At 53.6% G+C, this 14,485-nt stretch carries 10 protein-coding genes; 3 read left to right on the plus strand and 7 right to left on the minus strand.

The features are described from left to right. Positions 1 to 134: 134 nt before the first annotated feature. From RBB82_RS17550 to RBB82_RS17575, 6 genes are read right to left on the minus strand one after another with little or no spacing between them, the layout of a single operon-like run. A complete protein-coding gene (locus tag RBB82_RS17550; protein WP_433972038.1) occupies positions 135 to 1,457 on the minus strand; it encodes a BatD family protein in 1,323 nt (440 codons plus the stop codon). Further along, complete coding sequence (locus RBB82_RS17555; protein ID WP_433972039.1) at positions 1,457 to 3,061, minus strand: VWA domain-containing protein; 1,605 nt, start codon at positions 3,059 to 3,061, stop codon at positions 1,457 to 1,459. The genes RBB82_RS17550 and RBB82_RS17555 overlap by 1 nt, the downstream gene beginning before the upstream one ends. After that, the gene (locus RBB82_RS17560; protein WP_433972040.1) at positions 3,058 to 4,101 is read right to left on the minus strand and encodes a vWA domain-containing protein; all 1,044 of its coding nucleotides are present in this window, start codon (positions 4,099 to 4,101) and stop codon (positions 3,058 to 3,060) included. The genes RBB82_RS17555 and RBB82_RS17560 overlap by 4 nt, the downstream gene beginning before the upstream one ends. Beyond that, positions 4,088 to 4,561: a DUF4381 domain-containing protein gene (locus RBB82_RS17565; RefSeq protein WP_433972041.1), complete on the minus strand. Its 474-nt coding sequence runs from the start codon at positions 4,559 to 4,561 to the stop codon at positions 4,088 to 4,090. Before RBB82_RS17565 ends, RBB82_RS17560 begins: the two co-directional genes overlap by 14 nt. Continuing rightward, positions 4,558 to 5,487, minus strand: coding sequence for a DUF58 domain-containing protein (locus tag RBB82_RS17570; RefSeq protein ID WP_433972042.1), 930 nt, complete (start codon positions 5,485 to 5,487; stop codon positions 4,558 to 4,560). The genes RBB82_RS17565 and RBB82_RS17570 overlap by 4 nt, the downstream gene beginning before the upstream one ends. Before the next feature lie 15 nt (positions 5,488 to 5,502). Beyond that, the gene (locus tag RBB82_RS17575) at positions 5,503 to 6,327 is read right to left on the minus strand and encodes an AAA family ATPase (protein WP_433972043.1); all 825 of its coding nucleotides are present in this window, start codon (positions 6,325 to 6,327) and stop codon (positions 5,503 to 5,505) included. A gap of 381 nt (positions 6,328 to 6,708) precedes the next feature. On the opposite strand from RBB82_RS17575, the gene RBB82_RS17580 reads away from it, so the two are divergent. Together RBB82_RS17580 and RBB82_RS17585 are read left to right on the plus strand one after the other, a co-directional pair. Continuing rightward, on the plus strand, positions 6,709 to 7,551 hold the full coding sequence (locus RBB82_RS17580; protein ID WP_433972044.1) for an ATP-binding protein: 843 nt from the start codon (positions 6,709 to 6,711) through the stop codon (positions 7,549 to 7,551). A 384-nt stretch (positions 7,552 to 7,935) separates the two neighbouring features. Beyond that, positions 7,936 to 9,585, plus strand: a complete 1,650-nt coding sequence (locus RBB82_RS17585) for a SpoIIE family protein phosphatase (protein WP_433972045.1) — start codon at positions 7,936 to 7,938, stop codon at positions 9,583 to 9,585. A gap of 1,000 nt (positions 9,586 to 10,585) precedes the next feature. Here the strand turns inward: RBB82_RS17585 and RBB82_RS17590 are convergent. Continuing rightward, positions 10,586 to 13,450 (minus strand): protein kinase domain-containing protein, encoded by a 2,865-nt coding sequence (locus RBB82_RS17590; protein WP_433972046.1) that lies wholly within the window; start codon positions 13,448 to 13,450, stop codon positions 10,586 to 10,588. 386 nt (positions 13,451 to 13,836) lie between these two features. Between RBB82_RS17590 and RBB82_RS17595 the strand changes: the two genes are divergently transcribed. Further along, complete coding sequence (locus RBB82_RS17595; protein WP_433972047.1) at positions 13,837 to 14,406, plus strand: sigma-70 family RNA polymerase sigma factor; 570 nt, start codon at positions 13,837 to 13,839, stop codon at positions 14,404 to 14,406. The last annotated feature ends 79 nt before the right edge of the window (positions 14,407 to 14,485 follow it).

Genomic DNA, 14,485 nt, shown 5'->3' on the forward strand with positions numbered 1-14,485 from the left:
TTAAGCGACCACGTTCACCACGCAATCCACCATAAATTGACCACTAAAACACCACGTTCAGCCCCCCATTTTCTTCAAAACCCCCAGCAAAACACCACAAACACCACCGGAAAAATAAACGCGCCAATTCATTTTTATGGATTCAGTTGAGGAAGAATCCCCCGCGAGCCTAGCTCTTTTTCCCGCTCGTGACGATGATTTCGAAGCAGCCGCGACAGTCGACTCCCATCCCAACTCTGTTTGCTTTCACGGGAATAGATCGAAGCACCAAGTTCTTCCACCGCAACAATTAGCTCGTCATCTTTCGCTCGTCGCAAATACTCCTGCAAAGTCATGCCACCCTTACACCGCGCAATCCAGCCAATCAGAGATCGATAAGCCCCTTGTGTGTCATTGCGTTTGCAGGCAAGAATCAGTTGTCGAAAGAAAGTCCGCTCTGATTTTTTTCTTATCTCGATACGCTCTAACAATCGACGACGCAACATCGGAATGTATTGACTTATAAGCCAAAAAACGAAAAGTGCGAACACGAAAGATGGAACACCGACAAGGATCCAAAAGCGATATCGGTGCCAAAAACTCACAGCTGGAGGTTGAGCAACTGCAACAGGTTCTTGCTCCGGCGGCAACTCTTCCACGTAGCCTGGATTATCCGCGACCGAAAGATGAACGGAGGGAAGCGTCGTGGTAACAAGCTTATGAGCGTTCAGATTCCACCATTGCAGCTGAATAGGCGGCAACGTATATTCGCCAGCCCTCCGCAGAAAATACCGCGCTGACTCAGTACGTCGTCCATAAACAAATTCCCCCGTCGGTGTCTTCTGGTCCACGACAGTGGGTTGTTCTGGATACACCCGTATACCGTCAGTGGCTTCAAAAACCAATGGTGGGATCATCATCCCCTGCGTTTTTACAGTTGTTACTATGACTGTGCGATGAAGCGTGTCACCCACGCGAAGTTCCTTCAGAGATGACTCCCATCTCTGTTGAAGCGTAAGCGAAGTAGTTGGGAGAAAGTAATCGAGACCTTGAGCCGCAGCTGGAATATTGGCGCGGAATATCAAATGCGGTAACGAAAGATGTGCCTCTGCTGTCTTGGGTGGATTTGCAGCATAAGGAACGGTGAACTGTGCCGGAGGGAGCCGAAACTCCCCGGCCTGCTGTGGATAGATTGTGTAGGACTGACTGATCCCAGCGTAATGTACGCCACCGATAGTCTCTGACAAATTCTGTGGCCGGTCCTGCGGCTGAACGACGATTGCGTTTTCAAGCTCGAAGACCGGAAAATCGGGACTGCCAGTGAAGTAGTTAGGTACAAGAACGGTAACAGTGAGGTGCACAGCCTGGCCAACTATAACTTCTTTCGTCGGCGTCAGAGTAGCCCGGATAACAGGCGACTGCGCTAATGAAATAGTTGCAGCGCAGACAGCGAGAAGACAGAGAAGGCCACGCCTCATCACCGTTTCTCCTGCGCAGCCTGAATAGCAAACCGTTGACGCAGGAAGTCGGCTGGCGTTGTCTGAATATTTCGCATCCAGATGTCGGCAATCGTCTTCGGATCAAGATTCGCCTTCATGGCAATCTTTTTCCCCTGCTTACCTTTATTGTCGAATTTGATCTGATCAGGTGGAAGGTTCGGTGCTTGTTCTTTTTCCTTTTCATCGTCATTCTTCGTGGATTTTTTAGGAATCAAGGACTTCACCAGCGCGATATTCTCCTGCGCTTCGATCCAAGTGTGGCGCCGCTCTAGTGCCTGGCCGTAGGCCTCAACAGCCTCAGAATATTTGCTGAGGTGAGCAAGAGCATTGCCTTGGTTGTACCAGGCCTCCGCGGAGCCGCTGAGAGCAAACGCATTGATTGCGTCGTCGAAGTCGCCTGTGCGTTCCAGCGCAATGCCACGCCAAATGGGATCTTCGAAGTGCTTTGCAGCCTCTTCAAACTCGCCTCGTTCAAAATAGTACCGACCCTGCTGATCAGCTGTAAGCCACAAATTCATCCAACGGAATCGATGTTCTATTGTTGTCGGGGGGAGTACGAAAACGAAAGCAAGCGCTGCGGACGTCCAACGTACGGTCCATCCCCTTCGAAAAGAGAATGCAGCAATAACCGCTATAGGAATGCTCAACCAGTAACCTTCATCGATAGGACGGGTCTTGCTGTCCAGCTGCTCCACCGCATGCAGATGATGCTGCACGCGTCGTTGAATCCACCGGATGTCGTCATCGTTAAGCGTAAGGGAAGTCGCTTCAATGCCGTACTGTTTGAGATTGCGGAGAGCATTTACGTCGAGTTTGGAATAGACTCGTCGTCCCGCAGAGTCGGTGAGGAAGCGATTGCCGTACGTGCGAACAGGACCCCCAGCCGAAGTGCCGACACCCATTACAAGGATGTCGTCTTTATCTGCATTACGCGAGACGAACTGCCGAAAAGCTGGTAGAGCCTGAGGTTCGATGCCATCAGTAACGAACAGGATCGTCCCAGGATCTGTTTCGTCTTTGAGAAAGTCTTCAATCGCATCGATGGCATGAGCCGTATTTTTACCGGAACGCGGCATAAGGCTCGTTGATAGCGAACTGAGATATAGCTCGAAGAGCGAGTTGTCCGTAGTGAAGGGAAGCACCATGTGTGCGGAGCCCGCATAGACGAAGAGTGCTGTCCGTGCTCCGGGGCGTTCCTTAAGCAGATCGCGGATCTTCAGCTTGGCGCGCTCCAGGCGGGTAGGATCCAGATCGATTGCATCCATAGTCTGCGAGAGATCGAGCGCGATGACAAGAGGAGCCTTGTCTTCTGTAAACGGCGGCTGTTCGCGCCTCCATGTAGGACCGGCCAACGCGATTGCCCCGAGAGCGATAAGTGCGCAGAGCGTGTGTGTCGGGCGAAGGCGCCAACTTCGCCCTGGAGAGACGATAAGGTGATCGAGCAATCCGAGATCGATATAGCGCCGCCAGCGCGCGCGAATGTCTTCGTTAAAGCGAAGTGAGAAAAGCAGGATCGGCACGGCTGCCAGCAGCCAGAACCAATGTGGTCGAAGGAAGTGAAGAGCCTGGAGCCACTCCTTCATACGCGTACCTTCAATACCGAAGATGTCGTCGCTTCTTCATTCGGATGATCGCCGTGAGTAAACAGGCGTATTCCCAGGCTTACGAGCAACATCAACAGGTGATATCCGGTCAGTAGAACAAGGGCTGCAGCAAGTGGAACTGTGAATAGCTCACGCTTAGGCTGATAGCTCAAGGTTTTGAACTTCTGAGGCGTGATCTGATCCAATGTCGCGTATGCGCGTTCGAGTTCTGTGCTGTTTTCACCATGAAACACCTGACCTCCGGTCGCTTGAGCGATGCTACCCAAGGCCGCATAGTCCACCTTGTCTTCCCCTTTTGCGTGCGGGTCACCGATGCCAACGACGTGGACAGTAATATTGTTCTGTTTCGCAATCTCGGCGGCTCTTTGAGGTGGCACACGGCTGCCCGTATCGTTTCCGTCAGTGAGCAGAATCAACACACGCTCCTTCGCATCACTCGCGTTGAACTGCTTGATCGCGAGTCCGATGGCATCGCCGATCATCGTCTGCGGACCAGCCATGCCAGCGTCCGTCTGGCCCAAAATCTTCAGGCATGCATCATGATCAAGCGTGAAAGGCGCGACGGGATACGCGGCCTGACCGAAGACAATCAGCCCGATCCGATCGTTCTTGCGTCTTCGAATGAAGTCGCTGACAACCTGCTTGACGGCGTCGACGCGACGGATGCGTCTATGTTCAGACGTGAAGAAGTCAGGCGTCTCCATTGATTGCGAGATATCGAGTGCAAGCATTAGATCGCGCCCAGGTTGAATCTTCTGGATTGGAGGCTCGACAAACTGCGGCCGCGCGAGTGCAGTGACTATCAAAGCCCAGCAAACTGCGGATAGGATCTTCTGCAGCCAGTTGGTTCGAGGTACGACAGCTCCCGGAGCAGGCGTGAGGCCCAGCGCGGAGGAGATGAAGTTGAAAAAGGTGAGGCGCACTGAATCCTGTTCTTCCTTGTAGGGAGGCAGCAACCAGTAGACAAGGATTGGAAGCGGAAGCAGCGCCAACAACCATGGGTATTCAAGCCTGTACACGATGCCTCCGAATCCATTGCGCTGATAAATCCCTGAGCACAACTTCGTCTTCCGAAGAGAGAGAGGGTAGTGCAAAAGCTATCTGTTCGATGAGGTTGCCGGGCTTCTCTCGAAACGCCGGCATGGCGGAGCTCTCTGCGAGGAACCCAATCCACTTGTCTCCACTGAGCGAAGCCACCTGCTGCCGGGGCCATGCAGCTAGAGCCGTACGCTTGAGCAGTCCGGAGAGTTGCTCTGGGGATGTAGAGATCAGTTCACGAAGAGCTTCACGACGATAACGGTTTTGCCGCCAGTGACGGATCTTCCGAATCGTTAGCCACACGATGAGCAGAGCAAGAATGCCGAATACGATGTCCCAGCCAGGTGTCTGCGGAGTCCAAGGTACAGGCGGCGGCTGATAGAAGCCGTGCAATCTGTCGAGTGCCGCCGGCGATACGGTTTGTGACGCGGGCGATGTCATGTCCGCCTCCGCAACTCCGCAACGCCGCCAAGCAGATGGCGAAGTTGCGCAGGGACGTCATCCGCCGTGCTGATAGGTAAAATCGGAATTCCAAGCTCATGCTGCCACGAAAGAATGAACCCAACTCGTTTGTCGGAAGCATCGAGAATGCTCTTGCGAACCTTCTCTTGTGCGAGCTGCAGCTCAACCTGCAACTCTCCGTCGCTGACGATAAGCTGCTCGGCAGCCGGCAGCTTCACGGACAACGGATCATACGTGAGACAACAAACAATATCGTTAGAGCGCGAGAGACGCAGCAAAAGATCACGTGTCATCTGATCGGCGCCGTCGAAGTCGCTCGTGATTACGATGAGCGCATCGCGGCGACAGACCCGCGCGGCCGACTCGATCGCCTCATTGAGACGACCCGCGCTGGCCTTGACGGGGAGAGCCGCACGAAGAAGGTGGTTCATGTTCGAGATGCGGTCGAGGATTCGCAGAACAGTGGGACGGCTGCGACGCATGGGGATATTCTCGACGGAGTCGTCATTGAAGATGAAAGCGCCCACCCGATCGCCTTGGTGGAAGACACGCCACGCGGCAAGCGCTGCGATCTCCGCTGCAACGACTGACTTCATCGAGACGCGGCTACCGAAAAACATATTGATGCGCTGATCAACAATCAGCATCGTTGGCCGGTCGCGCTCTTCGGTATACACGCGAACATAGGGCTTCGGCATGCGTGCAGTCACCTGCCAATCGATGCTTCGCACATCGTCTCCGGGAACGTAAGCGCGCAACTCTTCAAAGTCGAGTCCGCGCCCACGAACGCGTGAGGTGCGGCGACCGAAGAGCAGGCTGTGCACCGGCTGGCGGTGATGCAGGGAGAAGCCGCGCGACTTGAATTGCAGCGCGATCAGCGAATCGAGTTCAGCATAAGCGCCCATGGCATCATTACTTTGCTAAACGACTGCAACCAGTTGAATGACCTTATCGAGGATTTGATTCGCGTTGATCCCCTCAGCCTGCGCATCATAGCTCAGCAGAATCCGATGACGAAGCGCATCATGAAAGATCGCCTGCACGTCATCGGGCCGTACAAACGAGCTGCCTCTAAGCCATGCGTAAGCACGCGAACACTTATCGAGAGCAATCGTACCGCGCGGGCTCGCGCCGATTTGAATCCACTTGCGTAAATCTTTGTCGTAGCGCTCAGGATACCGTGTCGCTTCGATCAGGCTGACGATATATTGCTCAACAGCCGGGGCCATCTCGGTTGAGTGAATCTCAGTTCGCGCTGCAAAGATTACATCTTGTGATATGAGCGCGGCTTTGCTAGATGAGTCTACAGAAGGCGTCGCGGCTGACGGCGGTTCTTCATTGCGCACCAGCAGCATGATGTCTCGTTCCGATCTCTCCTCCGGATAGCCGACATAGATATGCATCAGGAAACGATCCATCTGGGCCTCCGGAAGAGGATAGGTACCCTCCTGCTCTATCGGATTCTGCGTTGCCATCACGAGGAAGAGCGGAGGCAGAGAGTGGGTTTTGCCCGCGACCGTTACCTGGCGCTCCTCCATCGCCTCCAGTAATGCGGATTGCACCTTGGCCGGAGCACGATTTATCTCGTCGGCGAGGACAAGATTATTGAAGATCGGTCCAGGCTGAAACCGAAACTCTCCTTTGCCCTCAACGCTGTAATAAATCTCCGAGCCCGTGATATCCGACGGTAGCAGATCAGGCGTGAATTGGATGCGCGACAGACCAGCGTCCAAAAATCTGGACATCTTCTTAATGGCTCGAGTCTTCGCCAGCCCTGGCAGCCTTCGACGAGAAGATGCCCATTCGCCAGCAGGCCAATAATTAACCGCTCGATCATTGCTTCCTGGCCAAGTACCGTTTGCCCCACCAGTTTTTGCAGAGTTAGGACTGATTCGCGTGCCCCCACTATCACCTGCCTGCCATGAAATTTGCTTGCCACCGGATTGCAAATCGTCGAACGGACAATATCCGTACCATTATGCACTCCTCACCCCAAAATTCCGTTCTGCACGTAGTTATATTTCAAATGCATGGGGGGCAGCATATTGACTGGGTCTACGCAGCAAACTGAAAGAAACGCGTGAGAGAGATAATCTAGAATTATCAGCTGACTCCTCGGAGGCACAATGAGCCGCGTCCTTGTTATCGGAAGTCATTCTCAAATAAGCCGCGAGGTTGGTGGCGCACTTTCAGCCGCCGGTATTCCCTTGGAGTATTCGGCAGGGAACGCTGACGCGTTACAGCGACTGCGGATGCGATCCTTCGGGGTAGTAATCACCAACCCCGATAGCGCAGTTGATGAAGACTTGGCGCTCCTCGAGGAGATGCGCGTCATCAGACCTGGGGTAAAGTGCATCGTTTTGGCCCATAGCAGCACCCCGGACGAAGTCATTGCTGCTATGCGTGCCCGAGTGTTCGCGTGCTTCACGCCTCCGATTAATTGCTACGATGTCGCGAACATAGCCAGTAGAGCGGCATCTGACAGTCAGTGGCGGGATGACATCCAAATCATATCGGCAAGGCCAGGATGGGTGTCGGTACGCGTTAACTGCCGGCTGATCACTGCCGAGCGCCTCATGACCTTCGCGAATGAGCTCAACGCTCAATTGCCTGAAGATACGCGGCAAGAGATGATGCAGGCATTGCGAGAGATTCTGCTAAACGCCATGGAGCACGGAGCGGCATTTAATGCCGAACAGGTGGTGGAAGTCACTGCGGTCCGTACTGCGAGAACACTGGTATTTTACGTGCGTGACCCGGGTTCTGGTTTCCGTCAGGAATCGCTGAGCCATGCGGCCATTGCAACTTCTTCCCACGATCCCGCGGCGCACATCGCTACACGAGAAGAAGAGGGTATGCGACCCGGGGGATATGGTCTTCTTCTAGCGAGCGGCACGGTCGACGAGCTTATCTACAGTGAGATCGGCAACGAGGTGCTGCTGATCAAATACGTGACTTGGCCGCAATAGAATTTACAGCTTACTCTGATCCCTCATCGCGGTTCGGAGAGCCACTCTCGGACAAATCTTGCACTGTTGCTGTGGCATCAGCGAAGACACTAAATAAGGGTTCTGAACCGTGGCACAAAAAACCGACGATCTCCGCTTTAACAAAACGAAGGCAGTTCTAGGTAATACGGGCCAAAACAGCTGGCCGCAAACGGACGCGGCCAGCTGTTTTTTGGTTTAAATAGTGCATGGCCGCAGGCTCGCAGCGACATGCAATTCGAATTTCAGGCTGTATCATGAGTGGCATCGTCAGCCGACATCATCTCGGACGAGGAAGTGATTGACATGGTGATTGAGCAAATCGAGTCGGTCTCCAATACATCGTTAACAAACAGGATTCTCTCAATGGGTATTGCCACGCTTAGCTACTCCGATGCCAGTGGACACCACAGCATCCATCTTGATCGCGAGTCTACGTCGATCGGTCGCTCCCAAGGCCAGGATGTCATACTCACCGACCCTTCGGTCTCTCGTCAGCACGCAGTGATTCTCCGAGAGGACGGCCGCTATACGATCGTCGATCGGAACAGCACTCACGGAACTTTTGTTAACTCCGTCCGCGTTGGGCGATCGGTGCTCCAGCTCAACGACGTCCTGCAGATAGGCTCTCTGAATGGCCCAAGGTTACGATTTCATCTGCAGCAAAACGACGAGTCAAGCACCCAACTATCCGAGCCAGCCGGTCATCTGATCTCTTCACTCAGCGAACTCCGTCTTCCCACTGACGAGCTTCTTCCGGCAGCGCTCGAGATGGAGAAGTTGAACTGGCTGATCCGTGCAGCACGTCAACTCAATCAGGGTGGCGCCATCGAAGATATCCTCAGCGCATTTCTTCATCTGACGCTGCAACTCACTGGCCTGGAGCGAGGTTTTGTCTTCCTTCGCGAAAGAGGTGAGATGCGGCTCGCGCAAGGCCTCAGCGCTGACGGTAAAGCTGTGGGAGAGGATTCCACCGTCTCGCGCAATGCCATGCAGAGAGCGATCGAAAGTGAATCGAACTTTTCCATCAGCGACACTCTGGCCGATCAAAAGGCCTCCGGATGGTCGAGTGTCATGGCACACAGGATTCGCAGTATCTATTGCATCCCTCTGAGGAAGCGCGCTTCAACAGCCGAGCCCGGCAAACTGCTCGGGTTGCTTTATCTGGACAGTCAGATCCGGCTCGGAGAACTTACCGAAGTCGATCACCAGTTACTCGAAACGATCGCCACCGAAGCGGCAGCGCTGCTGCACAATGCTCTCCTTGCGGAAGATGAGTCCAAAGCACGACAGGCTCGCGATGAGCTCGCTGTCGCGGCAAGGATCCACGGTGGTTTGATGGCCATCTCACTCCCGACCATCTCCTATGCAAAACTCCAGGCGAAGAGTGTACCGTGTCTTGCCATCGGTGGAGACTTCTACGATGCTGTCGTACTTAAAGATAGCGTTTGCGTCGCAATCGCGGATGTCTCCGGCAAAGGAGTCTCAGCCGCCATCGTAGCGGCCACGCTTCAAGGCATCATTCACTCTCAGTTGCTTGCCGGTCAAGACCTGCCAGAGATAGCTTCACTCGCAAATCAGTTTCTATGCACCCGAAACGTTGGCAAGTACGCGACGATGATTCTGCTCAAACTCTTTCCAGACGGCCGCGTCGAGTACATGAACTGCGGCCACGTTCACCCACTTACAATTCTAGGTACGGAGATACGGCGTCTGAAAGAAAACAACCTGATCGTCGGACTCATTGACGGCGCGACTTACACCTCCGCTCACTGCACTTTACGACCAGGAGAACGCATTCTCCTGGCAACCGACGGCCTCACCGAAGCAGAGGACCCATCTGGCCAGCAGTTCGGCGATGATGGCCTGAACACCATCGCCCACTACGAAGACATCGACTCCATCCTAGATCACATCGCAAACTTTCAAGCCCCAAACCCAGCCCAGGACGACTGCACCTTACTAGGCATCCAGTACCTCGCTGAGTCAATCCTGCCAAAACCAACTCCGCAATAAATCTTTCAACTTACATTGACACACAGGGCTACGAGCCAAAAGCAGCAAGTGATTTGCCGTGCGCTCAATACGTCCTTGTCACAAGCAGACTGCAAGAGGCGTAAAAACGAATGTCTTTACGCCTCCACGGCTGGCAGATGCCATTCATGTGCTTAAAAAAAAGATGTGGCACCTGCCTCTTATTTGGCCGCTGGGACTGGGAATGTCGCAGGTGTCGGACAGTCAGTTGTAGTTATGCTGAAAGTTGATTTGACAGGTGGATTCGAAAGAGTACAAACACTGTTGCCCGCATTGAATGTGGTTATTCCTCCCTGACAAAGTGGTTTAGTTCCGGTTGCCGGAAAAGTAACAGACCATCCGGCTGCGTCGGAATTAGCTTGCCAATAAAGATAGTTCCCTGGTTTACTCGGACCTTCCACGCTTATCTTGCCCGAATTGCAATCAATATATATCGCACCATCGGTTGTGGCGGTCGAAGACATAGCATTGGAAGCACCTGAAGGAGAGGCGGTAGTGGAGTTACTTGAAGCAGCACCCGATCCGGGCTGTCCCGCAGTGCTTGCGCCTTGCTGTAATGAACAGCCTCCGCATGAATGTGGTCCGCTGAGCGGTTCTTCTGAGAGTTTCTTATTATCGATGTAGTACTTGTAATAGATCGGACCTGGATTCGCAGGTGCAACTACCTTGCAACTAGCGACCCCATTAACACTGGCCACAATTTTTGTCGTGCCGCAAGGGCCCGAGCCGATGAAATGTACATAAAATGTGGGGCTCCCCGGTATAGAGGAACGCCATTCCAATGTGTCTCCAGCTGAGGTTACCTGAAGAATATTCATGTCTGGTGTGACAGTCATCACTTGAGTATTGCCTGCCGGTGGTGCAGGCGTTGGTGGAGGAACTGGAGCTTGCTGCTGACATCCGACAATCATTGCCAGCCCGAATAAGACTGCAACTCTGAAGTTCACGTACTCGCGCATCCTGACTCCTTCGCCTATTTGGGTTAGATTTTTGAATCTACTGCAGGCCCAGTTGATGCGACCAACCGATGATAGCGACTGTCGATTCGAAGAGGTTCTAAATCGGGCATTGTTTGAAATTGAAATGCTGTGGCACCGCGCTGAATACAACGCGACAAAGTGTCGAAAGCCTCGTCAAGTTTGCTTAGAAGTGTAACGACGCGCACCTTGAGCAGTTGTGAATCGAGATCGTTTATGCCAAGAGCTTCTGCTTTCTTCAACAGCACGGCAGATCCCGCCAGATCACTAACCTTGGCGTTGCAGAGAGCCAGGAACAAGCACGCGGGCCCATTCTTTGGCTCAATCCTTAGTTGTTCTTCTTGTACTTCTTTAGCCTTTTTATACGCAGCGGCAGCGTCCTTCTGCATACCAGGGATATTCGAACAGCAATCCCCAAGTTCTACCCAGTTACTGGCCGCCGACGGGCTAAGCGCGACCGCTTCTTTCGCATGAGTTACCGCGTCCTTATAGTTGCCCTGGATTCGATTTACTTCGGCGATGCCTACAGCGGCCAGATCATTCGTATTAAGCTGATAACTCTTCGTGTAATTGGTCAGAGACTCAGGTAATTTGCCTAGCTGCAGATAGACTGCTGCGATGTTGGCGTAAGCGAGAGAGCTCTTTGGAGAAGCAAGACTAGCTGCGCGAAATTCCATCAAAGCTTGTGGATACTTGCCTTGAGAATTCAGGAACATGCCGAATTCGTTATGTGCCAACCAGTAGTTTGGACGTAACCGCACAAGTCTCGCATATGCATCTTCTGCTTCCTTCCAGTGTTCGGTGGCAGCGTAGAATTCTGCTCGGTAGAGAAGCGTACGGGGATTCGACGGATCTAACGCCAGCGCCTTTAACAACTCCTTATCCGCCTTCTGAAAATCACCAGTTCTTTGGTAAATCCAGGCGAGACCCACATGAGCTTCCACCAAATTGGGATCGACCGCGATAGCCGCTTCACAGTTTTCGCGGGCAAGGATCAACGCTGCTTCGTCGCCGTGCAGGAAATAAGATCGGATAAAAGCCCATGAAAGTTTTGCTTGGGCGACTGCATAATGCGGGTCTATCTCCATTGCCTGTTTGTACTTCTCGATAGCCCCTTCAAGACCGGTGTCATTCGGTTCTTTCATTAGCACTTCGGCGTCTTGAAAAGTCGAGTACGCCTCTACATTATCGGTTCCGACTTTAATGCGATGCCCGCTAGGTTGATAGTGGGAGATATTAAGTAGCTCGGCCGCCGCTCGAACTGCCTTTTCGGGAAGAGATGTTTGCTGGTCGGCGGGAACGCGAATTTGCTTTTCGCGCAGTGTGCGGGTGCCGGAAGAATCGAGAACACTAAGCGATAGATGAAGCTCTTTAGTCGTCGGTAGTCCAGAGGCAGCAAGGACAAGATTGGCTCCGAGAGACTCCCGGAGTGCGCTTAGCTGCGCTGGCGTCGTGATATCGGTAATTGTCTTCTGTGCAATGACTAAGAGATCGCGATCGAATGCTTCGGCACGGGAGAGTTCGGTTGCGATTGCGTCAAGAACGCTTAGAAGCATGGGTTTGACACGGTTGTCAGGTGGTGGCCAATCGAGAAGAGCCACAAACCGTTTGCGTGGAATGGGGTGAACCAAATCGTCGACCAGGTCCCACTTCCAGGCGATGCCCCCAGCCGCCGCACACGCAGTAAGCGCAGACCCCACAACAAAGTTACGCCGAGTTAAAAACCGTCGCGCAGGAACATCGATCGAGCTGACCGGTTCAACCAGATTCCGCTCAGTGATCGAACCTCCCGACTCAAAGGCAGATCGAATCTGTTGAAAGGCTGCGCAGCGGCGCTTCGGATCTTCGGAGAGAAACTCCTTCACCGAATGAATGTAGACAGACGGAACGTCAGCAGCATCAAGCGCCGGAGACGCCTTAACGGACAGTCCATGTACCTCTTCGCTCAGGCACCTATTCGTCAATACCTGCTGAAACAAAACGCCAAGCGCAAAGATATCCGTGGCCTGCGACGGAGGATCTCCCCGCAGCAGTTCCGGCGCGATGTAACCCGGAGTTCCTGCGATGAGCCCAACCGTGATCGTAGTCTGAGAGTCATACAGCCGCGCCAGCCCGAAGTCCATGATCGAAACGCAAAGCTCCGAGCCCGAGTAATCGAGCATCACATTATTCGGCTTGATGTCTCTATGGACGATTCCGCCATCGTGAATAGCGCCAAGCCCCACAGTCATCTGTCGGAAGATCGACAGGCATTCGTTGCGAGGGATGCTCAGAGGTCTCTTCAGCCGTGAAGCCAGCGTCTCCCCGGCGAGCAGCTTCATCGTCAGAAACACGAACGGTGGCGTGGGCTCTTGGCAGCGCGATATGTCATAGATGGGGCAGAGATTCGGGTGCGTTACCTTACGTGCAAGCAGCACTTCCTGCTCGAAGCGACGCGACGATCCTGCATCGCCCGCGATATGCGGAAGAATCACTTTGAGTGCAATGTGAACTCCCTGCAAAAAGCGATCTTCGACCTCGTAGACCTCTCCCATTCCACCGTGCGCAATGAAGCGAATTACCGTGAAGCGTTCAGCGATAATTTGCCCAGGGTCAAATCGCCCGATCGGTGCAGGCTTGAAATCACTTGCGGCCGCGCGAGCGCCATCGTCGACAGGCGTTATGTCGTCCCACTTATCTGCAAGAGAACTCAGGAGCGGTGTTTCGAGAAAACTTCCCGCCTCTTCGTCGGCAAGCAGTAACTCTTCGACACGTCGCCTCAGTTCAGGAGCGCAGGCGCACGCGCGATCAAGAAAGGCGGGACGATCCTCCGGCCTCTGGTCCAGCGCGGCACCGAACAACTGCTCGACGGATTGTTCTTGACTGGCCATGATTCCTACCTGGGGAGGAAAAGGAATGCAGCTTAGCTATCTTTATGAGCGCTTTGATGTCTGCGAAACAACGGATGATTCCAGGGGCCCGAGTCGAACGAACAAACTAGTTTGGACTACGCCGACATAACAAGGACGTGCAAATGTTCTGGTCTCGGCGCCAATAGTTACATAACGGCCGACGAATTTCCAGTACTAAGTCGCAGTGAAATCATGGCTTAGTCGTTCTGACACCTATTAAAGCGAAGACGAGGGCCGAAAAGGGCCAAACCGACTCTCAATCTCTGTTAGATCGTGTTACTAAGGTCCCATAAGTCGAATAGTTGCGATATGGCAATTTTTTGCGTAGCAACGCAACACAAGCTTGGTGTAGCGTTGAGCCACTGATGACGAGCGACAGCGGTGAGGTTACTCAACTTCTAAAAGCGATGAATGACGGAGACCTTGCCGCAGCGGACCGGCTGCTGCCGCTCGTCTACGCCGAACTCCATCGTCTTGCAACGTCGTACATGCGCAGGGAGCGGCAAGACCATACCCTCCAACCCACGGCGCTCATCAACGAAGCCTACATGCGCCTCGCCAAAGAAGATCTTGATTGGCAAAATCGAGAGCACTTCATCGGAATCGCCGCGCACGTCATGCGCCGAGTTCTGGTCGACTACGCAAGGGCGCACAAAGCGAAGATCAGGGGAGGCGAACTGAAGCGTGTCGAACTCGAAGAAGGTCTCGCGATCTCCGACGAGCGCACCGAGGAGATGCTCGCACTCGACGAGGCACTCAACAGATTGACCGAAGTAAACTCCCGGCAGGCAAAGGTCGTAGAGCTCCGATACTTTGGCGGTCTGTCGTTGGAGCAGATCGCCGCCGCCCTCGGGGTCGCTCCTCGAACGGTAAAGCGCGACTGGGCTATGGCCAGAATCTGGTTGTTCAAGGAGCTTCGCAAGACTCCCGAGTAAGCTTTTTGTTTACACAATCCTAAGAAACGAATACCGTTACTCCCAGCCCAGAAAATCGTAGATAGCTCAAGAACGGATC

It is taken from the genome of Tunturiibacter lichenicola (assembly GCF_051013355.1).
Classification (GTDB): Bacteria; Acidobacteriota; Terriglobia; order Terriglobales; family Acidobacteriaceae; genus Edaphobacter; species Edaphobacter lichenicola_F.

Bases quoted from the DNA above. Each gene is read 5' to 3' on its own strand.
- RBB82_RS17550 (WP_433972038.1), bottom strand. From the start codon at position 1,457: ATGAGGCGTGGCCTTCTCTGTCTTCTCGCTGTCTGCGCTGCAACTATT.
- RBB82_RS17555 (WP_433972039.1), bottom strand. From the start codon at position 3,061: ATGAAGGAGTGGCTCCAGGCTCTTCACTTCCTTCGACCACATTGGTTC.
- RBB82_RS17565 (WP_433972041.1), bottom strand. From the start codon at position 4,561: ATGACATCGCCCGCGTCACAAACCGTATCGCCGGCGGCACTCGACAGA.
- RBB82_RS17570 (WP_433972042.1), bottom strand. From the start codon at position 5,487: ATGGGCGCTTATGCTGAACTCGATTCGCTGATCGCGCTGCAATTCAAG.
- RBB82_RS17575 (WP_433972043.1), bottom strand. From the start codon at position 6,327: ATGTCCAGATTTTTGGACGCTGGTCTGTCGCGCATCCAATTCACGCCT.
- RBB82_RS17580 (WP_433972044.1), top strand. From the start codon at position 6,709: ATGAGCCGCGTCCTTGTTATCGGAAGTCATTCTCAAATAAGCCGCGAG.
- RBB82_RS17585 (WP_433972045.1), top strand. From the start codon at position 7,936: ATGGGTATTGCCACGCTTAGCTACTCCGATGCCAGTGGACACCACAGC.
- RBB82_RS17590 (WP_433972046.1), bottom strand. From the start codon at position 13,450: ATGGCCAGTCAAGAACAATCCGTCGAGCAGTTGTTCGGTGCCGCGCTG.
- RBB82_RS17595 (WP_433972047.1), top strand. From the start codon at position 13,837: ATGACGAGCGACAGCGGTGAGGTTACTCAACTTCTAAAAGCGATGAAT.